Origin of the sequence: Nonomuraea zeae (genome assembly GCF_005889725.1) — a bacterium.
Taxonomy (GTDB): Bacteria; Actinomycetota; Actinomycetes; order Streptosporangiales; family Streptosporangiaceae; genus Nonomuraea; species Nonomuraea zeae.
In genome coordinates this window covers 1-24,801 of the sequence record NZ_VCKX01000142.1, presented here as the reverse complement: position 1 = coordinate 24,801, position 24,801 = coordinate 1, and the positions used below count along the sequence as shown (strand labels likewise).

23 protein-coding genes are annotated in these 24,801 nt (G+C 73.1%); 15 read left to right on the top strand and 8 right to left on the bottom strand.

Annotated elements, in window-relative coordinates:
• Positions 1–43 precede the first annotated feature (43 nt).
• The gene (gene vanY-N, locus ETD85_RS35850; protein ID WP_138694264.1) at positions 44–616 is read right to left on the bottom strand and encodes a D,D-peptidase/D,D-carboxypeptidase VanY-N; all 573 of its coding nucleotides are present in this window, start codon (positions 614–616) and stop codon (positions 44–46) included.
• Positions 617–839: 223 nt separating this feature from the next.
• Between vanY-N and ETD85_RS35845 the strand changes: the two genes are divergently transcribed.
• Genes ETD85_RS35845 through ETD85_RS35835 form a run of 3 tightly spaced genes read left to right on the top strand, consistent with a single transcriptional unit; the run spans position 840 to position 3,485 of the window.
• Positions 840–1,514, top strand: coding sequence for a response regulator transcription factor (locus ETD85_RS35845; protein WP_170247011.1), 675 nt, complete (start codon positions 840–842; stop codon positions 1,512–1,514).
• A 25-nt stretch (positions 1,515–1,539) separates the two neighbouring features.
• Positions 1,540–2,994, top strand: a complete 1,455-nt coding sequence (locus ETD85_RS35840) for a sensor histidine kinase (protein ID WP_240779647.1) — start codon at positions 1,540–1,542, stop codon at positions 2,992–2,994.
• On the top strand, positions 2,991–3,485 hold the full coding sequence (locus ETD85_RS35835) for a GerMN domain-containing protein (protein WP_138694261.1): 495 nt from the start codon (positions 2,991–2,993) through the stop codon (positions 3,483–3,485). Before ETD85_RS35840 ends, ETD85_RS35835 begins: the two co-directional genes overlap by 4 nt.
• Before the next feature lie 799 nt (positions 3,486–4,284).
• Here the strand turns inward: ETD85_RS35835 and ETD85_RS35830 are convergent.
• On the bottom strand, positions 4,285–4,608 hold the full coding sequence (locus ETD85_RS35830; RefSeq protein ID WP_138694260.1) for a YciI family protein: 324 nt from the start codon (positions 4,606–4,608) through the stop codon (positions 4,285–4,287).
• A 120-nt stretch (positions 4,609–4,728) separates the two neighbouring features.
• On the bottom strand, positions 4,729–5,778 hold the full coding sequence (locus tag ETD85_RS35825) for an aldo/keto reductase (protein WP_138694259.1): 1,050 nt from the start codon (positions 5,776–5,778) through the stop codon (positions 4,729–4,731).
• 148 nt (positions 5,779–5,926) lie between these two features.
• Between ETD85_RS35825 and ETD85_RS35820 the strand changes: the two genes are divergently transcribed.
• Both ETD85_RS35820 and ETD85_RS35815 read left to right on the top strand, forming a co-directional pair.
• Entirely contained in the window at positions 5,927–6,532 is a 606-nt protein-coding gene (locus ETD85_RS35820) for a TetR/AcrR family transcriptional regulator (protein WP_138694258.1), read from the top strand.
• A gap of 97 nt (positions 6,533–6,629) precedes the next feature.
• Positions 6,630–7,373 (top strand): class I SAM-dependent methyltransferase, encoded by a 744-nt coding sequence (locus tag ETD85_RS35815; RefSeq protein WP_138694257.1) that lies wholly within the window; start codon positions 6,630–6,632, stop codon positions 7,371–7,373.
• Positions 7,374–7,396: 23 nt separating this feature from the next.
• Here ETD85_RS35815 and ETD85_RS35810 read toward each other — a convergent pair whose 3' ends face one another.
• The 3 genes from ETD85_RS35810 to ETD85_RS35800 form a co-directional block, all read right to left on the bottom strand.
• On the bottom strand, positions 7,397–8,179 hold the full coding sequence (locus ETD85_RS35810) for a DUF899 domain-containing protein (protein WP_138694256.1): 783 nt from the start codon (positions 8,177–8,179) through the stop codon (positions 7,397–7,399).
• 167 nt (positions 8,180–8,346) lie between these two features.
• Positions 8,347–10,680 (bottom strand): ATP-binding cassette domain-containing protein, encoded by a 2,334-nt coding sequence (locus tag ETD85_RS35805; protein WP_240779646.1) that lies wholly within the window; start codon positions 10,678–10,680, stop codon positions 8,347–8,349.
• Positions 10,681–10,690: 10 nt separating this feature from the next.
• Complete coding sequence (locus ETD85_RS35800; RefSeq protein WP_138694254.1) at positions 10,691–12,256, bottom strand: ankyrin repeat domain-containing protein; 1,566 nt, start codon at positions 12,254–12,256, stop codon at positions 10,691–10,693.
• Between the two features lie 213 nt (positions 12,257–12,469).
• On the opposite strand from ETD85_RS35800, the gene ETD85_RS35795 reads away from it, so the two are divergent.
• Together ETD85_RS35795 and ETD85_RS35790 are read left to right on the top strand one after the other, a co-directional pair.
• On the top strand, positions 12,470–13,903 hold the full coding sequence (locus ETD85_RS35795) for an aldehyde dehydrogenase family protein (protein WP_138694253.1): 1,434 nt from the start codon (positions 12,470–12,472) through the stop codon (positions 13,901–13,903).
• 13 nt (positions 13,904–13,916) lie between these two features.
• Complete coding sequence (locus ETD85_RS35790) at positions 13,917–14,990, top strand: Zn-dependent alcohol dehydrogenase (RefSeq protein ID WP_138694252.1); 1,074 nt, start codon at positions 13,917–13,919, stop codon at positions 14,988–14,990.
• A 25-nt stretch (positions 14,991–15,015) separates the two neighbouring features.
• On the opposite strand, the gene ETD85_RS35785 is transcribed toward ETD85_RS35790, so the two are convergent.
• Positions 15,016–15,639, bottom strand: coding sequence for a TetR/AcrR family transcriptional regulator (locus ETD85_RS35785; RefSeq protein WP_138694251.1), 624 nt, complete (start codon positions 15,637–15,639; stop codon positions 15,016–15,018).
• Between the two features lie 227 nt (positions 15,640–15,866).
• Here ETD85_RS35785 and ETD85_RS35780 point away from each other — a divergent pair, with 227 nt between their 5' ends.
• From ETD85_RS35780 to ETD85_RS35750, 8 genes are all read left to right on the top strand, one after another.
• Positions 15,867–17,000 (top strand): MFS transporter, encoded by a 1,134-nt coding sequence (locus tag ETD85_RS35780; protein ID WP_138694250.1) that lies wholly within the window; start codon positions 15,867–15,869, stop codon positions 16,998–17,000.
• A gap of 35 nt (positions 17,001–17,035) precedes the next feature.
• Complete coding sequence (locus ETD85_RS35775) at positions 17,036–18,583, top strand: MFS transporter (protein ID WP_138694249.1); 1,548 nt, start codon at positions 17,036–17,038, stop codon at positions 18,581–18,583.
• Positions 18,580–19,356, top strand: a complete 777-nt coding sequence (locus tag ETD85_RS35770; protein WP_138694248.1) for an SDR family NAD(P)-dependent oxidoreductase — start codon at positions 18,580–18,582, stop codon at positions 19,354–19,356. The genes ETD85_RS35775 and ETD85_RS35770 overlap by 4 nt, the downstream gene beginning before the upstream one ends.
• Positions 19,357–19,370: 14 nt before the next feature.
• Positions 19,371–20,411 (top strand): NAD(P)-dependent alcohol dehydrogenase, encoded by a 1,041-nt coding sequence (locus tag ETD85_RS35765; RefSeq protein ID WP_138694247.1) that lies wholly within the window; start codon positions 19,371–19,373, stop codon positions 20,409–20,411.
• A gap of 56 nt (positions 20,412–20,467) precedes the next feature.
• Positions 20,468–21,142, top strand: a complete 675-nt coding sequence (locus tag ETD85_RS35760) for a PHP domain-containing protein (RefSeq protein ID WP_138694246.1) — start codon at positions 20,468–20,470, stop codon at positions 21,140–21,142.
• Between the two features lie 75 nt (positions 21,143–21,217).
• Complete coding sequence (locus ETD85_RS35755; RefSeq protein WP_138694245.1) at positions 21,218–21,901, top strand: TetR/AcrR family transcriptional regulator; 684 nt, start codon at positions 21,218–21,220, stop codon at positions 21,899–21,901.
• A gap of 44 nt (positions 21,902–21,945) precedes the next feature.
• Positions 21,946–22,083 (top strand): alpha/beta hydrolase fold domain-containing protein, encoded by a 138-nt coding sequence (locus ETD85_RS63505; RefSeq protein ID WP_170247009.1) that lies wholly within the window; start codon positions 21,946–21,948, stop codon positions 22,081–22,083.
• Positions 22,080–23,990: a flavin-containing monooxygenase gene (locus ETD85_RS35750; protein WP_138694244.1), complete on the top strand. Its 1,911-nt coding sequence runs from the start codon at positions 22,080–22,082 to the stop codon at positions 23,988–23,990. The genes ETD85_RS63505 and ETD85_RS35750 overlap by 4 nt, the downstream gene beginning before the upstream one ends.
• Positions 23,991–24,014: 24 nt before the next feature.
• Here the strand turns inward: ETD85_RS35750 and ETD85_RS63500 are convergent.
• A partial coding sequence (locus tag ETD85_RS63500; RefSeq protein ID WP_170247008.1) for a trypsin-like serine peptidase occupies positions 24,015–24,801 on the bottom strand: 787 nt, incomplete at its 5' end.

Here is a 24,801-nt window from a genome sequence, read left to right as displayed (position 1 = left end):
CGCAGCGGATGACCGCCGGCACACGGGGTGGATCGGACCCGGGCTAGAAGTGGTCCCAGTTGTCGATCGCGAAGCTCACGCCGGGGTGGGGCCGTCGTCGCGGGGGCGTGCCGCCGCTGTCCGGGCGGTGCTCGAAGTGCCACCACTCGTTGTCGTAGATGCGGTAGAGATCGTAGCGGGCGCCGTGCTCCTCCAGCCAGCGCGCGCCTTCGTGCGGGCGCACGTCCAGCGCGGTGCCCTTGACGTGGCTGGACTCCGCCGGCGGCAGCACGAGCATGCGTGCGGAGGCCGCGGAGCCCGAGCGGCGCACCTCCTCGTCGAACATCCGTTGCTGGACGAGGGGATCGCGGTAGCCCGAGGTGAGGCCGATGAGCTGGCCGTGACGCCACAGCGCATCGGTACGTGCCGCGGTGAACGCCGCCAGGGCGCCGCCGGTGAGCCCGGTGAGGTCCTCGGCGGGGAATCGCAGCCGCAACGCCCATTGGCAGGCCAGTTCGCGGGCGCGGCCGGGGTGGCGGGCGAACGCCGCGGGCAGCAGGAGAACGGCGAGCACCAGCGTGACCGCGGCGTACAGCCGGTCTCGAGGCCGAGGTGGGAGGGTGCGTGGTTCGTTCATGCCGACTACGATTGGCGCCGAATGTGCGCGCGTTGTCCGCCGCATGTCACCGTTTCTCGACGGCCACCGGCGGCGCGATCGTCGGCGCGATCGTCGGCGCGGCCGTCGGCGCGATCGTGACACAACCATGACACGGCGCGGACGAGGCGGGGACACTGCCGGTCGAGAGTGGACGGAGTTGACCGGCGGGCGAGTTACGGAGCGTGCGGTGAAACTCGGCGGCGTGTCGCGAGTGTTGTTGATCGAGGATGACCCGGCCGTGCGGGAGGGCCTTGAGCTGGCCCTGACCCGGCACGGGCACGGGGTGCGCGCGGTGGAGTCCGGCGAGCAGGGGCTGGACCGGCTGCGGATGGACCTTCCCGACGTCGTCGTGCTCGATCTGATGTTGCCCGGCATGGACGGGTTCGAGGTCTGCCGCCGCATCAGGGCCATCGGCCAGATACCGATCATCATGCTGACCGCGCGCGGCGACGACATCGACGTGGTGGCCGGGCTGGAGGCGGGCGCCGACGACTACGTGGTCAAGCCGGTGCAGCCCAGAGTGCTCGAGGCGCGCATTCGCGCGGTGCTGCGGCGGATCGGCCGGGACCAGGCGGAGCTGGAGCGGCACGGGGACCTGACCATCGATCGGGCCGGGCTGGTGGTCTCCCACCGCGGCGTGCCGGTCGGCCTGGCCCCGACCGAGCTGCGCCTGCTGCTGGAGCTCTCCGGCACGCCGGGCCGGGTGCACAGCCGCCAGCAGCTGCTGGAGTCGGTGTGGGAGCACGGGTATTTCGGCGACTCGCGTCTGGTGGACGCGTGCGTGCAGCGGTTGCGCGCGAAGATCGAGGACGACTCGGCGGCGCCCGTCTACGTGCAGACAGTGCGTGGGTTCGGCTACCGGTTCGGGCCGGTGTGAGCCGCAGGTGGCACCTCGGCCGAGTTTGGGGCTGCGTGCCCGGCTGCTGTCCGCGTTCGCGCTGCTGTGTGTGGTCACCGCGGCGGCGGTGGCCGGCGGGATCTACGTCCAGGCCCGCAACGACATCCTGCAGCGGACCCAGGACGCCGCGGTGCAGGCGATGAGAAGCCGCATGGAGACGCTCTTCCCGCTGCGGAGCGCGGCGCCGGGTCCGGACGAGCTCGACGAGATCGCCCGCGCCATGACCGACGGGAACGGCTCCGGGCTCGCCTTCTACCAGGGGGAGCACTCGCCGGTCAGCCCGCAGCCGTGGCCGCGGAGCCCAGGTGGGAACGTGCCGATCCTGGATCCCGGGGTGATACCGCCGCAGCTGCGGCGGATGGTGGCAGACGGCGAGCTCGCGTGGCAACGCGTGGTGAGGCAGGACGGTGCCTGGCTGATCATCGGCGCGCCGTTGCTGATCGCCGAGCGGGGCCGGCCGACGCGGCTGTCCGGCATCGAGGTCTACGTCGTGCGCAGCCTGCTTCCCGAACAGCGCAGCATCGACCGGCTCGCCGCGCGCGCCTGGCTCACCGGCGGGGCGGCCCTCGCGTTCGCGGTCATCCTCGCGTTGCTGGCCACCCGTGGCGTGCTGCGCCCGGTGCGCGAGCTCGGCCGGGCGGCGCGCCTGCTGGGCGAGGGCGAGCTGCGGACCAGGATCGCGGTCAACGGCTCCGACGAGCTGGCCGACGTGGCGCGCACGTTCAACAACACCGCCGCGGAGCTGGAACGGCACGTCAAGCAGCTGCGCGAGATGGAGGCCGACGCCCGCCGGTTCGTGGCCGACGTGTCCCACGAGCTGCGCACCCCGCTGGCCGCGCTCGCCGCGGTCGCCGACGTCCTCGACGAGGAGGCGGCCGGGCTGCCCGAGCCCGCAGGCAGGGCCGCCAGGCTGGTCAGCCAGGAGACGCTCAACCTGACCGGCCTCGTGAACGACCTCATCGAGATCAGCAGGTTCGACTCCGGCGCCGCGGCCCTCGCGCTGAACGAGGTCGACGTGGCCGAGCTGGTGCACGCGACCCTGCGTACCCGGGGCTGGCCCGAGCAGGTGCACACCGAGCTTCCACCCGCGGTGACGGCACGGCTGGACCCGCGCCGCGTGGACGTCATCCTCGCGAACCTGGTCGGCAACGCCCTGCGGCACGGCGAGCCGCCGGTGTCGGTACGGCTCTCCGCCGACCCTCACTGGATCGCTCTCGAGGTACGCGACCACGGACCGGGGCTGGACGCAGCGGTGCTGCCGCACGTGTTCGACCGGTTCTACAAGGCCAGCGCCGCCAGGGCCAGGTCCGAGGGCAGCGGACTCGGCCTCGCCATCGCGCGGGAGAACGCGCGCCTGCACCGGGGCGACCTCACCGTCACCAACGCCCCGGACGGCGGCGCCGTCTTCACGCTGCGCCTGCCGCGCGGGGCGTTCGACGCGGACGGAGGCCCGGAGTGAGGGCCGGGCCCGCCCGCCGCATGCTCGCCGCGGGCCTCGTGTCGCTCGTCGCCGTGGCCGGCTGCGGCGTACGACCCAGCGACGCCATCTCCGCCGGCGACCCGCCGAGCGGAGGCGTCGCGCCAACCATGACCATCATCCTCTACCTGGTGAAGAACGGCCGGGTCAGCGCGGTGACGCGGCCGCCCGGTGGACGTCCGATATTCCGCGCGGACATGCTCGCGCTGCTGGCGGCCGAACCCACCGCGAGGGAACAGGCGAACGGATTCACCACGGACGTCCCGTCCGAAGCCGCCCCGTTCTCGGTGACCGCCGAGCCGGCCGGCCACTTGGTGGTGACCCTGTCCACTCCGGCCGGCGAGCTGTCCGCCCTGGCCGTCGAGCAGATCGTGTGCACGGCCGCCGCCACGGCGCAGGAAAGCCCCGTCCAGGTCACCGTGGTCGGTGCCGGGCAGAGCGTCGGGCCCCGTAACTGCCGGGGGTCACGGTAGCGACCTCTCCTGGAGCAGCGGGCTTCCTGGCCAGAGGTCCCTTGCGTCCTGCGGGTGATCGCCGGTGTCCGCTCGCCCCGGGCGGGCGTCAGGGCCTCGGCCGCGCCTCCAGTTGCGCCCGGTAGTAGCCGAGAAAGGGCGTCGCCCGGATTGCCGAACCGGGTCCGGCCCGCGTACCGGGCGGTGCCGCAGTTGCGGTCGACCAGCACGACCACGGGTTTGCGCCGGCTCCCGTAGTGCACGACGAAGGACAGGCTGGTGCCGAAGTCGACGAGAGTGCAGACCTCGCCGACGTGGAGGTCATCTCCCGGAACGCCTCCCGTGGCCGCCTCACGTCGGAGCAGTTCGGCCTCCAGCACGTCGCGCGCGGGTAACGCGTTGAGCTCGGAGACCATCGCGTCGACCTGGGACGTGAGCTTCCTGACCGGTACCGGACCTCCCGGCACCGCACCGGCGCTGCCGGTGCGGTGCCGGCAGGGCCAGCTCACACATCGTCACCGAGACGGCGCCGTCGGCGGGAACCAGTTCCCCAGGCCGGTCACCGGCCTCCCACCCGCCGGCGGGCGAAGCTGGGCAACCGTCGGCCCCGAGTCGCGGGCCGAAACTGTGCAGCGGAAAGGCGGCGGTAGCGGCCAGCAGCGCGAGCACTCCCGCGATGACCCGGCCGGCGCGCAGCAGCATGGAAGAAATGTACGCGGTGCCTGCTGATTGGCGAGAGCGCGTACGGCTCCCGATTCAGCCCGGCCGGGCCCGCTCCCCGCGGCGGGCCCGGTGACCGTCTCGCGGACGTCGGCCGCGCTCACCGGAACGGCCGCACCTCGACCTTCCGGTTGCAGGCCCTCGACCCCGCGGCGGCCAGCTTGAGCGCCACGTCGAGGTCGGCGGCCTCGATGATCCAGAAGCCGGCGAGGAACTCCTTCGACTCCAGGAAAGGCCCGTCCGTGAGCATCGCCTCCCCACTTCGGTTGTCGATGACGGTGGCCGAGTCGGGCGAGGCGAGGCCGCCGGCGAAGACCCAGTGGCCCTCGGCCTGGAGCCGGTCGTTGAACACGTCGATCGCCGCCTGCTCGTCCGGGGTGGCCAGGCCGGGCTGGTCAAAGATCACGGAAACCATGTACTGCATCTCGGCTCGTCTCCTGTGTTCCGGGGCGCCCCACGCGGGCGGCCGCTCACCCCTACCACGAACACCCCTGCCCTGATCCGACACCGCCTCCAGGATTTCTTTCCAGGAGCTTCCGGCGGCTCACCGGGCGGCGGCGCGGCGACGGCGGTGCGGGTCGGCCAGGACGTCCGCGCTGTAGCCGGCGTCGTCGGGGTTGAGGTTGGTGCCGGGCGCCACGACGCGATCGACGCGGTCCAGCACGGCGGGCTCCAGGACGAGGTCCGCGGCGCTCAGCTGGTCGTGCAGGTGCTCGGCGGTGCGCGGGCCGATGATCGCCGCGGAGACCGCCGGGTGCGTGGTGACGAACGCCAGCGCCAGCTGGATCAGCGTCAGGCCCGCTTCCGCGGCGATGCAGGCGAGCTCGGTGGCGGCGTCGAGCTTGGCCTGGTTGCCCGGTACGTCCAGGTCGTAGTGGGCATGCGTGTGGCGGAAGGGCATCGTCCGCGTACGGTGGCTGGACAGCTCGGCCGCGTCGCGGTGCCAGCGGCCGGACAGCCAGCCCCCGGCCAGGGGACTCCAGGCCAGCACCCCCATCCGGTACGTCTCGCAGGTGGGCAGCACGTCGGCCTCGACGCCCCGGACCAGCAGGGAATAGGGCGGCTGCTCGCAGACGAAGCGCTCGCGCTGCCGTCGCTCGGCGGTCCACTGCGCCCGCACGATCGCCGAGGGGGCGAACGTCGAGGACCCCGCGTAGCGGATCTTGCCCGCGCGGACGAGGTCGGAGAGCGCGCCCAAGGTCTCGTCGAGATCGGTGGCGGGATCGGGCCGGTGCACCTGGTACAGGTCGATGTGATCGGTGCCCAGGCGGCGCAGGCTCTCCTCGCAGGCCCGGACGATCCACCGCCGCGAGGCGCCGCGCTCGTTGAGGCCGGGGCCCATGGGGCTCGACACCTTGGTCGCCACGACGACGTCGTCACGGCGTCCGGCGATCGCCTTCCCGACGATGACCTCGGACTCGCCGCCCGAATAGACGTCGGCCGTGTCGATGATGTTGACGCCGGCGTCGAGCGCCGTGCGGATGATGCCGACCGATTCGGCGTGGTCGGGGTTTCCCCACTTCCCGAACATCATCGCGCCCAGGCACAGCGAGCTGACGCGGACTCCCGTACTGCCCAGCGTGCGGTATTGCATGATCTGGCGGGCCTTTCGTGGTCGAAGCGATGTGCTGGAACGGCCGGCGGGTGTCTGCTACCGTCCCACTAAGCGGAGTCGGATCCGTTTAGTCGTCGCCACACTAAGTGGAGTCGGCTCCACATAGCAAGCCGAGGAGTGGGAACGCATGCCTGATCCGTCCGGACGGCCGATCCGGGCCGACGCGCGGGCCAACGAGGACAAGCTGCTCGCCGCGGCCGCCCTGGCCTTCGCGCGGGACGGCGCCGCCGCGACCCTGAAACAGATCGCGAAGGACGCGGGCGTCGGGATCGCCACCCTGTACCGGCGCTTCCCGACCCGGGAAGAGCTCGTCGACGCCACCTACCGTTACGAGACCGCCCGGCTCGCCGCCCGGACCGCGGACCTGCTCGGCGAGCTGCCCGCCGATCAGGCCCTGCGGGCGTGGATGTCCCAGGTGCTGGACTACCTCGTCACCAAGCACGGCATGGCCGACACGCTCAAGGCTCTCCTGCAGAGCGACGAGCGGCTGAGCTCGCAGACCCGCGAGCAGCTGACCGCCGCGATCGAGGAGCTCCGTCTCGCCGGGATCGTCCAGGGGGTGATCCGGGACGACGTGCCCTCAGCCGACATCCTCATGGGCCTGGCGGGTGTCACCCTCGCGGCCGGGGCCGCCCACCAGCGCGTGCAGGCCGAACGGCTGCTCGACCTGCTGATGGACGGCCTCACCCGCGCGGACGGGCGGCACTGGAACACGCGGTGGTCCGCCCCGTGATCCGGTGACGGCGTCAACCACGCGGCGAAATGGGCTGTTGCCCGGTCTCTGCGCGTTTCAGCACGTTTGGCGGTCCGGCCCTGCCAGGATGGCCCGCATGCCTATCGAAGATCACGTTGAGTCCGCGCATCCGTCCCGAGCCAACGACTACGACAGCCTCGCCGAGGCGTACGCCGCCGAGAACGAGGCCGGCATCGCGAACGCCTATTACGAGCGGCCCGCCATCCTGGCCCTCGCCGGGGAGGTGAGCGGGCGGCGGATCCTCGACGCCGGCTGCGGCTCGGGCCCGCTGTCCGAGGCGTTGCGCGACCGGGGTGCCGTCGTGTCCGGCATCGACAACAGCGCCGGGATGCTGGAGCTGGCCCGGCGGCGGCTCGGTGAGGGCGCGGACCTGCGGCTCGCCGACCTGCGCGACCCGCTGCCGTTCGACGACGGCGCGTTCGACGACGTCGTGGCGTCCCTGGTGCTGCACTACCTGGAGGACTGGGGGCCGACGCTGGCCGAGCTGCGGCGCGTGCTGAGGACCGGCGGCCGGTTGATCGTGTCCGTCGACCACCCCTTCGCCATCCACGCCCTGCAGCGTCAGGCCGGGCGCAAGGTCAGCTATCTGCAGTCCTACAACTGGACCGAGGAGTGGACCATGGGCGGCCGGACCGTCCCGATGAGCTTCTGGCACCGGCCGCTGCACGAGATGACCGACGCCTTCACGGCGGCCAGGTTCCGCCTGGCCGTCATCAGCGAGCCGCAGCCCGTGCCGGCCGCCCGCGAGCTGTTCCCCGACGAGTTCCGCGCCCTCACCACCGGCCCGAGCTTCCTGTTCTTCGTGCTGGATGCCGGGTAGCGGCCGCGGCCGGCGGGGGCGCGTCAGTGGTGGTGGCCGTGCCGGCCGAGGCTCTCCTCGGGGGTCGCACCAGGGCGGGTCCACTGCGGCACGGGGCGGCCGGTCGGGCCCCAGTCGGGGTTCCCGTCCGCGTCCGAGCGCCAGTACCAGCACGCGTGGCGCCCCTCGGGCCAGCCCTCCGGCTTGTCCTCCCACGTCTCGCCGCGGCCGTAGGGGGTCATGTCGAGCAGGCTGAGGGACCCGTTGACCGGCTCGTTGCCCCGGCCCGTCGTGGAGTAGGTGAGGAACACGCGGTCGCCGTCGCGCAGGAAGCAGGTGATGTACCCCATTTCCCCGCCGACCGGCGCGTCCACGTCGCGCACCGAGTACCAGGGCTCGGTGTAGCCCATGAACTCGACGTAGGAGGCCACCTCCTCCCACCGGCCCGTGGTCAGGACGGCGAACGATACGCCGCGGGCGTTGAGGTAGACGGCGTCCTTCACGTGCCAGGCCGTGGTGGTGCAGCCCTCGCACTGCCCCTGGTGCGGCGCGCCGTCGTACCACATGTGCTGGTAGACCACGAGCTCGTCGCGGCCCTGGAACAGCTCCAGGAACGGGACCGGGCCGCCGGGTCCGACGACCTCGGCCGTCCCGTCGAGCTCCACCATCGGCAGCCGGCGGCGGGCCGCGGCGATGGCGTCGCCCTCGCGGGTGTGGGCCTTCTCGCGGACCAGCAGCCCGTCACGGGCGGCCTGCCAGGTCGCCAGGCCGACGATGGGCGGGCGGCCGGGCAGTGCGGTGGTGGGGTCGTCCGGCGTGGTCGTCATGGTGTCCTCCGTGGTGTCCGGTGCCGGGCAGCGCCGTACGGCTCTGCGACGGTCACCGGAACAGACTCGCGGCCCGGCCGGAACTCATCGCGGCAGGAGACCCTTTCGCCGAGCCCGCTGGGCGGCCATCCGGATGGGGAGCCCGGACGGCCGCAGCGCGCGGCGCGTCACAGCAGGTTTTTCAGATGCGGCGCGGTACGGCTGCGCGCGCTGGCGGCGACCTGCGCCGGCGTGCCGGCGGCCACCACGGTGCCACCGGCGGCTCCGCCGCCCGGCCCCAGGTCGATGACGTGGTCGGCGGTCGCGACCACCCGCATGTCATGCTCGGCGAGCACGACCGTGCCACCGCCGCCGACCAGGTCGTACAGCCGGTTCATGAGCACGTCGGTGTCGTGCGGGTGCAGGCCGGTGGACGGCTCGTCGAGCAGATAGATCGTGGAGTCGGCGCGGCGGCCCTGGAGCTCGGCGGAGAGCTTGATGCGCTGGGCCTCGCCGCCGGACAGCTCGGTGGCGGGCTGCCCCAGCCGCAGGTAGCCGAGCCCGACCTCGTGCAGGGTCTCCAGAGGACGGCGTACGGCGGGGACGTCGCCGAAGAAGCCGGTGGCCTCGTCGACCGTCATCGCCAGGATCTGGGCGATCGTGCGGTCCCGGTAGGTCACCCGCAGGGTGTCGGGGTTGTAGCGGGCCCCGCCGCAGTCCGGGCAGGGCGAATAGGTGGTGGGCAGGAAGAGCAGCTCGACCGACACATAGCCCTCGCCTTGGCAGGTCTCGCAGCGCCCGCCCGCCACGTTGAAGGAGAACCGCGCGGGGCCGTACCCGTGGGAACGCGCGCCGTCCGTGGCGGCGAACAGCTTGCGCACCGTGTCGAACAGCCCGGTGTAGGTGGCCAGGTTGGAGCGCGGGGTCCGGCCGATGGGCTGCTGGTTCACCCACACGACCCTCATGTCCCCGGCGGCGGCCTCCGCGATCGCCTCCAGCAGGCTGCTCTTGCCCGAGCCCGAGACCCCCGTGACGGCGGTGAACACGCCCAGCGGCACGTCGATGTCCACGTCCCGCAGGTTGTTGCGGGTGAGCCCGCGCAGCTCCAGCCGGCCGGTCGGCCGGTGGAGCGGGCGTTCCGGCACGACGGTGGCGAACAGATAGCGGCGGGTCACCGATGCCCCGGCGTCACGCAGCCCCGGGACCGGGCCGCTGTAGAGGATCCGCCCGCCGTCGCCGCCCGCGCCGGGGCCGACGTCGACCACCCAGTCCGCCTGGCGTACGACGTCCATGTCATGCTCGACGAGACAGACGGTGTTGCCGCTGTCGCGCAGGCGGCGCAGGAGCTCCGACAGCGCGGCGCCGTCGGCCGGATGCAGACCCGCCGAGGGTTCGTCCAGCACGTACACGACCCCGAACAGCCCGGCGCGGAGCTGCGTCGCGAGCCGGATCCGCTGCAACTCGCCGCTGGACAGCGTCGGCGCGGGCCGGGCGACGCTCAGATAGCCCAGCCCGAGCTCGTCCAGCACGTCGATCCGGTCGAGGATGTCGCGGGTGAGCGCGCCCGCCGGCCCCTGGTCGTCGCGGTACGGGCGGAGCAGGCCGGCCAGCTCGCCCATCGGCATCGTGGCCAGCTCGACGATGTCCCTGTCCGCGAACCTGACCGCCAGCGCCTCGGGCCGCAGCCGCCGCCCCCCGCAGACCGGGCACGTCCGGCGGGTCATGAACCCCTCGGCGCGCCGGCGGCTCTTCTCGCTGGCGGAGGCCGCGTACGCCTTGAGCACCAGCCGCCGCGCGCTGGCGTACTTCCCCTGGTAGGGGCGGTGGATCCGGCCGGCCTCGCGCACCGGGTGCACCGTCACGACCGGCTCTTCGTCGGTGAACAGGATCCAGTCCCGCTCCTCCTGCGGCAGGCCGCGCCAGGGCCGGTGGATGTCGTAGCCGAGCGTCGCCAGGATGTCGCGCTGGTTCTTGCCCTGCCAGGCGCCCGGCCAGGAGGCGATCGCCCCTTCCGCGATGCTCAGCGACGGGTCGGGGACGAGCGACTCCTCGGTGACCTCGTGCAACACGCCCTGCCCCTGGCACTCCGGGCACGCTCCGGCGACGGTGTTGGGCGAGAACGCGTCCGAATCCAGGCGCTGGGCGCCGGAGGGGTAGGTCCCGGCACGTGACATCAGCATCCGCAGGGAGTTGGACACCCTGCTCAGGGTGCCGACCGTGGAGCGCGCGGACGGCACCGAGCGCCGCTGGCCGAGCGCGACCGCGGGCGGCAGGCCGGTGATGTCGTCGACGTCCGGCATGGGCAGCTGCTGGAGCAGCCGGCGCGCGTAGGGCGCGACCGACTCCAGATAGCGATGCTGCGACTCGGCGAAGATGGTGCCGAACGCCAGCGACGACTTGCCCGATCCCGAGATGCCGGTGAACGCGACGAGCGCGTCGCGCGGGATCGCGACGTTCACGTCCCGCAGATTGTGCACCCGCGCGCCGCGCACCTGGATGCGGCCGCCGACCTGATCTTCCACTCTGTGCAATCTACACATCACCCGTGGTGGGATCGGTGGAGGGTGCGCCGCTCGGCGGTGGCGTCGTGACGGGTTCGAGCAGCGCGGCGGTCGCCGGCTGGTGCGCGTGGCGCGCCCAGTCCAGCGGCGTGGCGTCGAAGCGCCGGTCGCGGAGGTCGGGGTCGGCGCCCAGGTCCAGCAGGCGGCGGGTGAGCTCGACGTCGCCGTCCGCGGCGCTGTGGTGCAGCGCGGTCTGCCAGGGCTCCTCTACCGGCGCGTCGCCGCGCCCGTAGGCGTTCACGTCGAAGCCGAGCCCGGCCAGCAGCGTGACCGTCTCGGCGGGCGCCTGGGCCGCGGCCCACACGATGAGCCCGGGACGGCTGCGGCGGGCCTCGGCCACGGCGCCGGGATGCTCGGCGCGGACCCGGTCCAAGGCCGCCCGGTCGGCGCGGAACGCCGCGGCGATCAGCTCGCGGACCGGGTCGGGCACGGGCGGCGCGGCGCCCTGGGCGAAGAGGTAGCCGGCGATCGCGGTGTCGCCGGCGAGCTGGGCCAGCTCGACCGGCGTCCGGCCGTCACCGGGGCTCCACGCGGGCCCGTCGCCTTCGAACGGCGAGCGGAAGTCGACGCCGTGCTCGACGAGCAGCCGCACCCGGGCGGGCATGCGGTGCTCGACCGCCCAGCGCAGCTGGACGCGCAGCATCTCCGCGGGCGTGCTCAGCTCACCGATCCGCCTCTTCCACGGGCCGCCGTCGCCGGTGCCGAGCCCGTAGGCGAACAGCAGCTCCAGGTGCGTGTCGTCCGGCTCGAACATCCGGTTGTAGAGGGTCTGGGCGTCGTTGGGGTCGGCGCCCGCGTCGAGCAGCAGCCGGCCCAGCGCGAGCCAGTGCGGGTGCCGGGGCTGGCGCTGCCGGCCCAGCTCGCCGTGCCCGAACACCCCGGTCAGCAGCGTGAACGGCGACGGCAGCGCGTCGAAGAGGTAGCCCTCGCCGGGGTCGGCGCCGGCGTCGAGCAGCTGCCGGGCGACCGCGAGCACCCGCTCGGCCGGGACGTCCGGGTCGAACCGCGAGTAGACGAGGTAGAAGAGCGGCCGCCAGTGGAACGGTCCGCCCCGCTCGGCTGCCGACCGGGGCCGCTCGTCGAGCAGCCGGCCCACGTCGTCGGGGCGGGCGGCCGCCGCGGCGGCCCAGATGTCCGCCCTGGTGAGATCGGGCTGCCGGGCCAGCAGCCGGCGGGCCTGCGCCCAGCGCGCCGGCCCGTCCTCGCGGCTGTAGGTCAGGCAGGCCAGGCGGCAGAACTCCGCCGCCGGGCCGGTCGCGGGCGTCGCGCCGAGCCGGGTGGCCCAGCCGTGTTCGGCCACGGTCTCCAGGTAGCGCGTGAGCCGGGGCCAGCTGGCGAAGCCGTACTCGCGGGCGACGACGAGCTGCGCCGCGCTGAGCCGGAGGCCGCCGGCGACGTCGGGCACCCCGCCGGGATGGTGTCGGGCCAGCCGCGCGAGGGACTCGGGGTCACCCGCCCGGACGGCTCGCTGCAGGGCGCGGGCCTGTCGGCGGAAGCGGTCGAGGTGGGGGCGTTCGGGCATGTCCAGGGTCGGCACGATGGTCTCCTCCCGTGTGCCTGATGTCCGCTCGGTCAGGCCGAAAGGAGAGCGATGGTGGCACGTGGTGCACCCGCCAGGTGGGCTGAGCCCATTCCCGCGGACCGGAGGCTTCCTGGAGCCGCCACCATCCTAGCCGGAGGAGGCTTCACACCCCGCCGGGCGCGTGGTTCAATACTTCTAGAATTGAAATCTAGAATTAACTTCCCGTAAATGAGGTGGGTTGTGCCGTACCGCATTTATGTCGATGGCGAGTGGACGGCGGCGAGCGGCGGCGAGCCGATCCCGGTGGTGAACCCCGCCACCGAGGAGGTCGTCGCCGAGGTGCCGCGCAGCAGCGCCAAGGACGTGGCACGGGCGGTGGAGGCGGCGGCCGCCGCACTGCCCGCCTGGGCGGCCCGCCCGGCCGCCGAGCGGGCCGCGCTCTGCGCGACCGTCGCCGGCGCGCTGAAGGAGCGGGCCGAGGAGCTCGCGGACACGATCGTGAGCGAGCTGGGCATGCCGCTGCCGCTGACCCGGCTCATCCAGGTGGGCTCGCCCATCCGGACCTTCGCCTCGATGCCGGAGATCGCGGCCGGGATCGACTTCGAGGAGCGGCTCGGCGGCTCGGTGGTGTACCGGGACCCGATCGGCGTCGTCGGCGCGATCACCCCGTGGAACTATCCGCTGCACCAGATCGCGGCCAAGCTCGCCCCGGCGCTGACCGCCGGCTGCACGGTGGTGCTCAAGCCCAGCGAGGTCACCCCGCTCAACGCGTTCGTGCTGGCCGACGTGATGCACGAGGCCGGGTTCCCGCCGGGCGTGTTCAACCTGGTCTCCGGGACCGGGCCCGAGGCGGGGGAGGCGCTGGCCGCGCATCCGCTGGTGGACATGGTCTCGTTCACCGGCTCCACCCGCGCCGGGCGGCGGGTCGCCGAGCTGGCCGCCGGCGGGGTCAAGCGCACCGCGCTGGAGCTGGGCGGCAAGTCCCCGAACGTCCTGCTCGACGACCTCGGCGAGGCCGCGTTCGAGGACGCGGTGCGCAAGGGCGTGGGGGCCTGCTTCCTCAACTCCGGGCAGACCTGCTCGGCGCTGACCCGGCTGCTGGTCCCGCGCGACCGGCTGGCGGACGCCGAGCGGATCGCGGCCGAGGAGGCGCGGACCTACACCCCCGGCGACCCGCACGACCCCGGCACGCGGCTCGGCCCGCTGGTCTCGGCGGTGCAGCGGGAACGCGTGCGCGCGCACCTGCGGGCGGCGGCCGACGACGGCGCCACGACCCTCACCGGCGGTCCCGGCGCGCCCGACGGGCTGGAGCGCGGCTTCTACGTGCGGCCGACCGTGCTGAGCGGCGTCACTCCCGAGTCCAGGATCGCGCAGGAGGAGATCTTCGGCCCGGTCCTGGTCATCCTGCCCTACTCCGGCGAGGAGGAGGCGGTCCGCATCGCCAACGGCACGCCGTACGGGCTGGCGGCGGGCGTGCGCGCCGCAGACCCCGAGCGCGCCCGCCGGGTCGCCCGGCGCCTGCGCGCCGGGCAGATCAGGATCAACGACGGCGCGCACAACGGCCTGGCCCCCTTCGGCGGCTTCAAGCAGTCCGGGTACGGCCGCGAGTACGGCCGCTTCGGCCTGGAGGAGTTCCTCACCACCACGTCCGTGCAGCTCTGACCAAGGAAGATCGATGCGAGGCGTCATCCTGCGAGAAGTCGGAAAGCCCGTCGAGGTCAGCGACCAGCTGACGCTGCGCCGGCCGGGCCCCGGAGAGGTGCGGGTGCGGCTGCGCGCCGCCGGGGTGTGCCACTCCGACCTGTCGATGTGCGAGGGCACGCTGCCCGCGCCGCTGCCCCTGGTGCCCGGCCACGAGGGCGCCGGCGAGGTGGTCGAGCTCGGCCCGGGCGTGAGCGGCCCGCCGGTGGGCACGCACGTGATCCTGTCCTGGATCCCGCCCTGCGGAGGCTGCTTCTTCTGCCTGGGCGGGCAGCCGAACCTGTGCGTGAGCGGCCGGACCACCGCGGCGGCGCCCACGGTGAGCCTGGGCGGCGAGCCCGCGCACGCCGCGCTCGGGGTCGGCTGTTTCGCCGAGGAGGCCGTGGTGGATGCGCGGGCGGCGATCCCGATCCCTGACGACGTGCCGTTCGACGTGGCCGCGGTGGTCGGCTGCGCGGTGCTGACCGGCGTCGGCGCGGTGGTCAACACCGCGCGGGTGCGTCCCGGGTCGTCGGTCGTGGTGATCGGCTGCGGCGGCGTCGGGATCAACGTGATCCAGGGCGCCGTGCTCGCCGCCGCCGCGCCGGTCCTGGCCGTGGACCGCGTCCCCGAGAAGCTGGAGACCGCCCGGCGCTTCGGCGCCACCCACACCACCACCCCCGACGGGCTCGCCGACGCCGCCAAGGAGCTGACCGAGGGGCGCGGCTTCGACTACGCCTTCGAGGTCGTGGGCCGCTCCGCGACGATCAGGCAGGCGTGGAAGGCGACCCGGCGTGGCGGCACCACCGTCGTGGTGGGCGCCGGCAGCGCCGAGGACCAGGTGACCTTCAGCGCCGCCGAGCTGTTCGCCACCGAGCGCCGCCTGCTCGGCTGCCTGTACGGCTCCGGCGACGTGCGCACCGACTTCGGCCGGTTGCTGCGGCTGTGGCGGGCCGGGCGGCTCGACCTGGACGGCCTGATCAGCAGGCGCATCACGCTCGACGAGGTCGGCGACGCGTTCGCGGCCATGGGGTCGGGAGAGGTGATCCGCTCCCTGGTCACCCTCTGACCGGCGCCGAGCTGGTCTCTCCCGGTCAGGCGAGGGCTGCACCGGGGGAGACCAGGCGGCGGATCAGCGTGATGGAGGCGTCGATCACCTCGTCGGCCTCGGCTCGCGTCTCGCAGACGGCCACCTCGCGACCGGCCTCGCCGATGGCGACGGTCAGGACCGCGGCGGTGAGGCGGTCGAGCGCGGTGTTGTCGGCGTCGAGGAGGATGGCGTTCTGGCGGACCCATTCGCGGCCTCTGGTCCGGCGGATGAGCTCGAAGCCGGGCGGGGCGTCCCCGTCCATGAACAGCCTGATGAGGTCGCGCCGCTCCCACGAGCCCCGCAGGTACGCGCGGGCTCCGGCGGCGAACTGCTCGGCGGGGCCGCTCACGCCGCTGTGGCGCGCCTCGGCCACGCTGGAGGCGGCGGCGGCCTCCTGGGCGCTCTGATGGTCCTCCCAGAGGGCCAGGAACAACTCGGTCTTCCCGCCGAAATGGTGGTAGAGACTGCCCACGCTGGACCCCGCCCGCTCGACCACGTCGGCGACGTTGGCGTCGGCGAAACCGCGCTCGGAGAAGACCTCGCGGGCCGCGTCGAGCATGCTTCTCCGGGTCTGGGCGGTGCGGCTCCACTCCCAGTTGCCGCCCTTGGTGGTGGACTTGCGGATCATCGAAGCTCCCTGGGTCGTGGGGTCCCGCAGGCGGGCAACCGACTTCTAGAATTAAATTCTACTATCTGCCGGGGCATCTCGTGGGGTGCCGGGGAGCGAACCAGGACGGGATCTCTCGCACCCCTTGACTGGGGCGGTGACAGGGCGGAGCATTCGTAGAAGTCAATTCTAGATTTGCCCTCTAGAACTGATGGCGAGGGGTTGGGCCCCAGCAGAAAGGCACGACCATGGGCTGGTCTTACGTCCGCGAACTCGACGAGTACCCCACCGGCGGCCGCCGGATGAAGGTCCTCACCATGGCCGTGCTGGCCAGCCTCATCGGCTCCTACGAGGCGCAGATCGCCCCCGTGGTGCCGCTGCTGCTCAAGGACATGCAGATGACGCTCGGCACGTACGGTGCCGTGTCGGCGGTCGCGCTGGTGTCGGGCGCCGTCGCCTCCGTGCTGGGCGGCCGGCTCACCGACCGGCTCGGCCGGGTGCGGCTGCTGGTCCCGCTGATGCTGCTGACCTCGCTGTGCTGCTTCGGCATGACGCTCGCGCACAGTCCCCGTGACCTGCTGATCGCCCGGCTCGTGCTGGCGTTCGTCGACGGAGTGGCGATGGCCAGCACCGCGCCCCTGGTGCGCGACTTCTCCCCGCGCCTGGGCCGGGCGCAGGCGTTCGGGTTCTGGACGTGGGGCCCGGTCGGTGCCAACTTCCTCGCCGCCGCCATCGCCGGCTGGACGCTGCCGATCTTCAACGACTCCTGGCGTTCGCAGTTCGTCATCATGGGCTGCGTCTCCTTCGTCATCTCCCTGGTGATCGCCGCCAACATCGCCGACCTGTCGCCCGAACTGCGCGCCCGCATCCAGCACACCGAGCGGGACGCGGCCCACGTGGTCGACCTGGCCGAGCCGGCCAGGGTCAGGACCCTGCTGGCCCGGCGCAACATCTGGGCCCACCTGATCGGCATCGCGCTGTGGCTCGTCCTCTACCTGACGCTCTCCCTGTTCGGGCAGACCATGCTCGTCGGCTCCCTCGGCATCACCACCGCGCAGGCGTCCACGGTCATGGCCGCGTTCTGGACCCTCGACCTGGCCGTGCTGATCATCATCGGCCGCGTCTCCGACCGGATCAGGCTGCGCAAGCTGTTCTCGCTGGCCGGGACGCTCGGCGGCGTGCTCTGCACCGCCTATCTCGCCTACCTGCTCGGCCAGGACGACGTCTCGCTCGGCCTGCTGATGGTCGTCGGCGCGCTGCTCGTCTCGCTCGGCTGCCTCGTCCTGTACATCCCCGCGATCTTCCTGTTTCACGGTCCCTGGCGGCGCGAATCCCCCCACGCCGCGGTCGAAACCGCTCCGGCCGCGATGAACGCCGACTGACGGGAACCGAGCGGCCGCACGCTGGAAGGGAGCCGATGACCGAGCTGACCGGACCGACCGGACCGACCGAGCCGGACGAGCGGGCGCGACTGCGCTACGCCTGGCGGGTGTTGTCCGTGGTCGGCTTGGCGAGCATCCTGATCGCCCTGGGCAGCAGCTCGCTGAACGTGGCGCTGCCCGAGGTCGTACGGCACTTCGGCGCCGGCGCCACCGCCGCGAGCTGGATGCTGCTGTCGTTCATGCTGGCCAACACCGTGCTGATGGTGGTGTTCGGCCGGCTGGCCGACATGTTCGGCCGGCGGGCCATGTACCTGTGGGGGCTGGCCACCTACACCGGCGCGAGCCTGCTGCTGGGCTTCTGCCCCAACGAGTGGTGGGTCGTGGGGCTGCGGGTCGTCCAGGCCGCCGGCGGCGCGATGCTGCTGACCAACAGCGCCGCCCTGCTCACCGACGCCTTCCCGCGCCGCCACCTCGGCCGCGGCATGGGCGTCTACATCGCCTCCTTCTCCGTCGCCCAGCTCGTCGGCCCCACCCTCGGAGGCTTCCTCACGCACCGGTTCGGCTGGGAGTGGGTCTTCTGGTACAACGTGCCCGTCGGGGTGATCTGCCTCGCCTGGGGCGCGGTCACGCTGCGCCGCACCGACGCCTCCGCGGGGGAGCGGGGCATCGACCTGCCCGGCAACCTGCTCGTGCTGGTGTCGCTGGGCGGGCTGCTGTTCGGGCTGTCCCAGGCCGCCGACCTCGGCTGGACGGACCCGGTGGTCCTGGCCGGGGTGGCGGCGTTCGCCGTGCTGCTGCCGGTGTTCGTCATCGTCGAGCGGCGCAGCCGGCATCCCGTGGTCGACGTGCGGCTGTTCGCCGACCGGGTGTTCGCCCTCGACCTGCTGGCCTCGTTCCTCAGCACGGTCGGCAGGATGGCGGTGGTCCTGCTGATCGCGCTGTTCTACCAGGCCGTACGCGGCGAGGACCCGGTGTCGGCCGGGCTTCGCGTGCTGCCGCTGTCGGTCGCCATGATGATCGCCTCGATGAGCGCGGGACCGCTGCACGCCTGGCTCGGCGCCCGCGTCGTCGCCCTGCTCGGCAACGTCGTCGGCACCGGGGGCCTGGTCGTGCTGCTGGCCTGCGTGTCGGCCGAGGTCGGCTACCTGCCGATCTGCGCGGGCATGGTGCTGGTCGGCGCGGGCGCCGGGATGTTCATGCCCGCCACCGCCACCACCCTGCTGGACGAGCTGCCCGCGCACCGGGTCGGCATCGTCAACGCCATGCGGCTCATGGTGCAGAACACCGGCGTCGTCGTGAGCACCGCGCTGGCGCTGTCGCTGATCACCGGACCCGTGCCGGCGGCCCTGCGGCCCGCGGTCTTCGCCGGCACCCTGTCCCGCGTCTCGCCGCCGGCGGCCGGTCAGCTGATCGCCGGCTACCGGCTCGCGCTGGCCGTGCTGACCGCCGTCTCCGTGCTCGCCGTGCTCGCCTCGTGGGCCGCCCGCGGCAGGGCCGCCAGGGGAGCCCGCCGGTCCGGGCCCGAGCAGGTGGCCGGCGGCCCCAGACTGAAAGGATCAGCCAAGAGAGCAGGTGCCAGATGACGGGCTGGGCAGCCGGCGACTACGCCAAGGAGTTCGAGGGGCAGACCGCCCTGGTCACGGGTGGTGCGTCCGGCATCGGCCTGGCCGTCGCCCGGCGCCTCGCGGCGGGAGGCGCGGCCGTCGCGATCGCCGATCACAACGAGCCGGGCGCGCAGCGGGCGGCCGAAGAGCTGACCGCCGCCGGGGCGCGGGCGTTCGCGGTGGCGGTGGACGTGACCGAGCCGGAGTCCGTACGCGCCGCGGTCGAGTCCACCGTGGCGGAGCTGGGCGGGCTGCACCTGGCCGTCAACAACGCCGGAGTGACCGGCGGCGGCGGGCACGTCGGCGAGCACGACCTCGCCGACTGGCGCCGGGTGGTCGCCACCAACCTGGACGGCGTCTTCTACTCCCTCCACCACGAGCTGCCCGCCATCCTGGCCTGCGGCGGCGGCGCGATCGTGAACATGGCCTCCGCACTCGGCGTCAACGGCTTCCCCGGCCAGGCCGCCTACGTCGCCGCCAAGCACGGCGTGGTGGGGCTGACGAAGACCGCCGCCCTGGAGTACGCCCCGCTGGGCGTGCGGATCAACGCCGTGGGGCCGGGCTTCATCGAGACGCCGCTGCTGTCGCACGTGAACGAGGACGGGCACCGGATGCTGGCCGCCCTGCACGCCACCGGCCGCCTCGGCCGCGCCGAGGAGGTGGCCGAACTGGTGGCGTTCCTGCTTTCCGCCCGCGCCTCCTTCGTGCACGGCAGCTACCATCTGGTCGACGGCGCCTACTCGGCCCGCTGAAAGGAGAGCCGGCGATGAGAGCACTCCAGTTCCGCGGAGCGGGCAGCGCGCCCGAGGTGGTCACCGTCCCCGATCCCGAGCCGGGCCCCGGCCAGGTGCTGCTGCGGGTCACGGCGGCCGGCGTCTGCCACTCCGACCTCACCGTGATGAGCCTGACCGACGACCTGGCGCCCTTCCCGCTCCCGCTCATCCTCGGCCACGAGGGCGCCGGCACGGTCGCCGCGCTCGGCGCGGGCGTCATCGGCTGGCGGGAGGGCGACGCGGTCGCCGTCTACGGCGCGTGGGGCTGCGGGACCTGCGCCACATGCGCGCAGGGCAAGGAGAACTACTGCCCGCGCGCCGCCGGGCTCGGCATCCTCTCGCCAGGTCTCGGCGCGCCGGGCGCGATCGCCGAATACCTGCTCGTGGACGATCCCCGCCACCTCGTCGCGCTCGGCGACCTGGACCCGGCCCGCAGCGTCCCGCTCACCGACGCCGGGCTGACGCCGTACCACGCGATCAAGCGCGCCCTGCCCAAGCTGGTGCCGGGGAGCACGGCCGTGGTCATCGGCGTCGGCGGTCTCGGCCACGTCGCCGTCCAGCTCCTTCGCGCCCTGAGCCCCGCCAGGGTGATCGCGCTGGACGTCTCCGAGGACAAGCTGGCCCTGGCCCGCGAGGTCGGCGCCCACGAGACGCTCACCTCCGACACCGGCGCCGCAGCCGCCGTCCGCGGGCTGACGGACGGCCGGGGCGCCCAGGCGGTCTTCGACTTCGTCGGCGCCGAGTCGACCGTCGCCGTCGCCGGCGCCGTCGCGGCCGTCGAGAGCGACATCGTCATCGTCGGCCTCGGTGGCGGCCGGCTTCCCGTCGGCTTCGGCGCCCTTCCCGTCGGCACGACGGTCAGCTCGACGTACTGGGGCGCTCGCGGCGAGCTCATAGAGGTGCTCGAGCTCGCCCGGGCCGGCTCGGTCGAGGTCCATGTCGAGACCTTCGCGCTGGCGGAGGCGCCGCTCGCCTATGAACGGCTGCACGAGGGCAAGGTGCACGGCCGCGCGGTCATCCTGCCCGACGGCTGAGGCGTGCTGATGACCGGAACGGGCCCGGCCGCCCTCGCGCCGGGGGAGGGCACACCATGATCGCCGCACCGGACCCGGCGCGGCCCGTCCGGCCGGGCTGGGTGCGCGTCGACTGCCATCTGCACACGGTCGCCTCGGGTGACTCCGTCATGACGCTCGACCAGCTGGCCGAGCGGGTGGCGGCCCAGCGGATCGACGTCGTGTGCCTCACCGAGCACAACCACCTGGCGGCCTCGGCCGAGGAGCTCTCCCGGGCCGTCGGCGCCCGGGTCGTGCCGGGGGAGGAGATCCGTACCGGCTCGGGAGAGCTGATCGGCCTGTTCCTGACCGAGCGGGTGCCGTACGTGCTGCCCGCCCGCGCGGTCGTCGAGCGGATCAGGGCGCAGGGCGGCCTCGTCTGCGCGCCGCATCCCTACGACCCGCTCCGCAACGGAGTGGGCGCCGCCCTCGACGCGATGTGCGCGGCCGGGTGGATCGACGCGATCGAGGTGTTCAACGCCAAGATTCCCGACCCGGAGCACAACCAGGCCGCCCTGCGGACCGCCCGGGCGCACGGGCTGCCCGGCACCGTCGGCTCGGACGCGCATGACCCGGCCGGAGTGGGCGCCGCCTACCTGGAGATGCCCGACTTCGACGGCCCGCGATCCTTCCTGGCCGCCCTCCACCAGGCGGAACGGCACGGCGAGCACCGTCCGCACGCACCCCACTTCGGCCCCGGCCTGCGGCGCTGAGGGAGCCCGCCCGTCCGGCCGGCGGCGTGCGACACTGGTGGCCGGCACGACCGCCGGCCGCGGGAAGGGGCGGGGATGGCACGCGAGCCCGACACGGCGGCGGAGACCCCGCTCGATCTTCCCGCCGCTCCCCACCGGCCGCTGTCCAAGCGGGCTCTCGCCACCCGCAACGCGCTGCTCGACGCCGCCCGCCAGGTCTTCGCCGCCCGCGGGTTCGAGGGCGCGACGATCTCGGAGATCGTCGCGCGTTCCGGCACCAGCGTGGGCAGCCTGTACAACCAGTTCGGCGGCAAGGAGCACCTGTTCCTGGAGCTGCACCGGCGGCATTCCGAGCTGCTGTGGGAGGCCACCCAGCAGGCGATGGAGCGCGCGCGGGCGACGGGGGAGCGCGACCCGTTCCGGCTCTACCTGGCCGGCGCCCGCGCCTATCTGCTGGCCTGCTGGGACGAGCGCGACCTGGCGCGGCTGTTCCTGTCGGGCGAGGGCCCGCCCGGGTTCGACGCGATCGCCAGGGGCGCGCTGCGCCGGTGGATCAACCAGAACGCCGACGTGCTGCAGGTGACGGGCCGGCGGTTCGGCGAGGCGCTCGCCGCCGCCGTGACGGGCGTGGTGGCGGCCGGCGCGCGCCAGGTCGTGGCCTGCCCGGCGCGCGACGACGCCGCGGAGATGACCGAGTATTTCGCCATGCTGGTCACCCGGCTGGCCCAGCCCGCCGATCAGCCCGGCACGCACTACTTGAAACGTGATTTCAACTTGTAATAGCGTTTCAAGTAAGGCGTGACCAGCTATCGAGAGGGCCCCCGATGCCTCTTGACCGCCAGATCCGCGCCTCGCCCGGCGCGGGCTACGCACCCGTCCCGCTGCCGGCCGTGGTCGTCGCGGTGGACTGCCGGCTCGCGCCGGAGCATCCGTACCCGGCGAAGGCGGAGGCGGAGGCATGACGGAACCGATCACCGACGCGGACGAGGCCATCCGCCGCGCGCTCCTCGACGCCGAGCTCCCCCCGCTCCTCGCGGCCCTGGCCACGGCCACGGGCGATCCGAAGCTCCTGCCCGACCATCTCCGCCCGTCCACGATCAACCGGCTGGTGCCGCAGGGCGGCTACTCCCTCGAGCAGCAGCAGGAGGCACGGACACTCGCCCTCGCCGCGCTGGCCGGGCTCCGCGACGCCCGGATCCCTGCCGGACCGGAGGCCGCCGACGGCGGCGGCATGCTGGACGCCGCCGTGCGGTTCCTGGTCGGCACCGCCCCGGAGCGCTATCTGCCGCTGCTGGCCGACGAGCTCGCCGCGCTGGACGACCCGTCGGCCCCGGGCTGGCACAAGGACGACCTCGCCGCCGATCGCCCCTTCCACGTCGTCATCATCGGCGCGGGGATGTCCGGCCTGCTGGCCGGCTACCGGCTGGGCCAGGCCGGCGTCCCCTACACGATCATCGAGAAGAACGACGACGTCGGCGGCACCTGGCTGGAGAACACCTATCCCGGCTGCCGGGTCGACGTCAGCAGCCACCTGTACAACTACTCCTTCTTCGAGCACGACGGCTGGCCCGGCTACTTCTCCACCCAGGACGTGCTGCTGGACTACTTCCGGCAGTTCGCCGACCGCAACGGCCTGCGCGAGCACATCCGGTTCGGCACGGAGGTCCTCGCCGCCGGCTTCGACGGCGCCGCCCGCGCGTGGACGCTGCGCGTACGCACTCCGGACGGCGGCACCGAGCTCCTCGGCGCCCAAGCGGTGATCTCCGCGGTCGGGCAGCTCAACCGCCCGAGCTACCCGCGGATCGACGGCAGGGACGACTTCGCCGGGCCGAGCTTCCACTCCGCGCGCTGGGATCACGGCATCGACCTGCGCGGCAAGCGGGTCGCGGTGATCGGCACGGGAGCCAGCGCCTTCCAGTTCGTGCCCGAGATCGCCGGCACCGCCGGCAGCCTGGTCATCTTCCAGCGCACCCCTCCCTGGCTCGGGCCGACGCCCGACTACCACGCCCCGGTCGCCGACGGGCTGCGCTGGTTGTTCCGGCACGTGCCCGGCTACGCGCAGTGGTACCGCTTCTGGCTGTTCGCCGGCTCCGTCGAGGGCGGCCTGCCGGCGGTGGAGGTCGATCCCGCCTGGCCGGGCGGCGAGCGTTCGGTGTCCGCGGCCAACGACGAGCGGCGGGCCCTGCTGACGGCGTACCTGGACCATCTGTTCGACGGGCGGCCGGACCTGCTGCGGGCCGCGGTCCCCGGCTACCCGCCCGGGGCCAAGCGGATGCTGCGCGACAACGGCGTCTGGGCGGCGGCGCTGAAGCGCGACGATGTCGAGCTGGTCACCGACCCGATCAGCCACATCACCGCGAGCGGGATCGCCACCGCCGAGGGCGAGTACGAGGCCGACGTCATCGTCTACGCCACGGGATTCTCGGCCTCCGACTTCCTGATCCCCATGACGGTGACCGGCCGCGACGGCGCGGACCTGCACAAACGCTGGAACGGCGACGCCCGCGCCTACCTCGGCATGACCGTGCCCGGCTTCCCCAACCTCTTCCTCATGTACGGGCCGAACACCAACATCGTGGTCAACGGCAGCATCATCTTCTTCTCCGAATGCGAGGCGCACTACATCGTCGAATGCCTCCGCGCGCTGCTGGCCGGCGGGCACGGCGCGCTGGAGTGCCGCGAGGACGTGCACGACGCGTACAACGAGGTGATCGACGCCGCCAACGGGCAGCGCGCCTGGGGGGTGTCCTCGGTGCGCAGCTGGTACAAGAACGCCTCCGGCCGGGTCTCGCAGAACTGGCCGTTCACCCTCATGGAGTACTGGGAAAGGACCCGCCGTCCGGACCTCGGCGACTACCACCTGCTCTGAACGGCGAGGCCCGGACGGTCGGGCTCAGGCGGCGACGGCGGCGCGGAAGGTGGCCAGGGCCTCGGGGCCGAAATAGGCGCCGTAGCTGGTCGTGGAGTTGCGCAGGGCGTGGGCGGAGATCACGTAGCCGGCGCCGGCGGTCTTGTCGAACTCCTGGAACCAGGGGCCGCCGCTGGAGCCGCCGCCCATGTCGCAGAGCAGGGCGTACTTCATCCCGTAGGCGGGGGTGGCCGAGGCGCCGCTGCAGAACTGCAGGGTCTGGCCACCGTTGCCGTTGCTCGGGTAGCCCAGCAGCAGGTTGGTGGTGCCGGCGGTGGCGGCGTTGAAGCGGATGCCCTGCCCGCCCACGGTCTGCACCGGGGTCTTGCTCTTCACCTTGTTGACCACCAGCATGCCGAAGTCGAGCGGCGGCTGGTGGGCGTCGTCCTTGTAGTAGCCGGACCAGATGTACATGGTGCGCGCCGTGAACTTCCCGTACGGCGCCGCGCCGTTCTTGTAGGCGGGCACGAATACCAGGTTGCTGCTCCAGCGGCCGGCACTGTCGATCATCGCGTGCGCGACGGTCACGATGACGTCCCCGTCGGTGCTGTTCACCACGGTGCCGGAGGCCACGAAGTCCTTGCCGTTGCCGCCCGTGCCGAACACCTTGCCGGCCGTCTTGGCGATGAGGCCGCCGGACTTCCACGTCTGCTGGGCGGCCGCCGACGTGACGTACGGGACCGTGGCCCAGCGCTTGGTGCCGGGGCCGGCGGCGGGCTCGACGTCCACCTGCTCGCCGGCGGCGTACGGGGCCTGTCCCTTATACACATCT

Coding starts and splice junctions, on each gene's coding strand:
- vanY-N (WP_138694264.1), bottom strand. CDS start 616: ATGAACGAACCACGCACCCTCCCACCTCGGCCTCGAGACCGGCTGTAC.
- ETD85_RS35830 (WP_138694260.1), bottom strand. CDS start 4,608: ATGCAGTACATGGTTTCCGTGATCTTTGACCAGCCCGGCCTGGCCACC.
- ETD85_RS35825 (WP_138694259.1), bottom strand. CDS start 5,778: ATGCAATACCGCACGCTGGGCAGTACGGGAGTCCGCGTCAGCTCGCTG.
- ETD85_RS35820 (WP_138694258.1), top strand. CDS start 5,927: ATGCCTGATCCGTCCGGACGGCCGATCCGGGCCGACGCGCGGGCCAAC.
- ETD85_RS35815 (WP_138694257.1), top strand. CDS start 6,630: ATGCCTATCGAAGATCACGTTGAGTCCGCGCATCCGTCCCGAGCCAAC.
- ETD85_RS35810 (WP_138694256.1), bottom strand. CDS start 8,179: ATGACGACCACGCCGGACGACCCCACCACCGCACTGCCCGGCCGCCCG.
- ETD85_RS35795 (WP_138694253.1), top strand. CDS start 12,470: ATGAGGTGGGTTGTGCCGTACCGCATTTATGTCGATGGCGAGTGGACG.
- ETD85_RS35790 (WP_138694252.1), top strand. CDS start 13,917: ATGCGAGGCGTCATCCTGCGAGAAGTCGGAAAGCCCGTCGAGGTCAGC.
- ETD85_RS35785 (WP_138694251.1), bottom strand. CDS start 15,639: ATGATCCGCAAGTCCACCACCAAGGGCGGCAACTGGGAGTGGAGCCGC.
- ETD85_RS35780 (WP_138694250.1), top strand. CDS start 15,867: ATGGGCTGGTCTTACGTCCGCGAACTCGACGAGTACCCCACCGGCGGC.
- ETD85_RS35775 (WP_138694249.1), top strand. CDS start 17,036: ATGACCGAGCTGACCGGACCGACCGGACCGACCGAGCCGGACGAGCGG.
- ETD85_RS35770 (WP_138694248.1), top strand. CDS start 18,580: ATGACGGGCTGGGCAGCCGGCGACTACGCCAAGGAGTTCGAGGGGCAG.
- ETD85_RS35765 (WP_138694247.1), top strand. CDS start 19,371: ATGAGAGCACTCCAGTTCCGCGGAGCGGGCAGCGCGCCCGAGGTGGTC.
- ETD85_RS35760 (WP_138694246.1), top strand. CDS start 20,468: ATGATCGCCGCACCGGACCCGGCGCGGCCCGTCCGGCCGGGCTGGGTG.
- ETD85_RS35755 (WP_138694245.1), top strand. CDS start 21,218: ATGGCACGCGAGCCCGACACGGCGGCGGAGACCCCGCTCGATCTTCCC.
- ETD85_RS63505 (WP_170247009.1), top strand. CDS start 21,946: ATGCCTCTTGACCGCCAGATCCGCGCCTCGCCCGGCGCGGGCTACGCA.
- ETD85_RS35750 (WP_138694244.1), top strand. CDS start 22,080: ATGACGGAACCGATCACCGACGCGGACGAGGCCATCCGCCGCGCGCTC.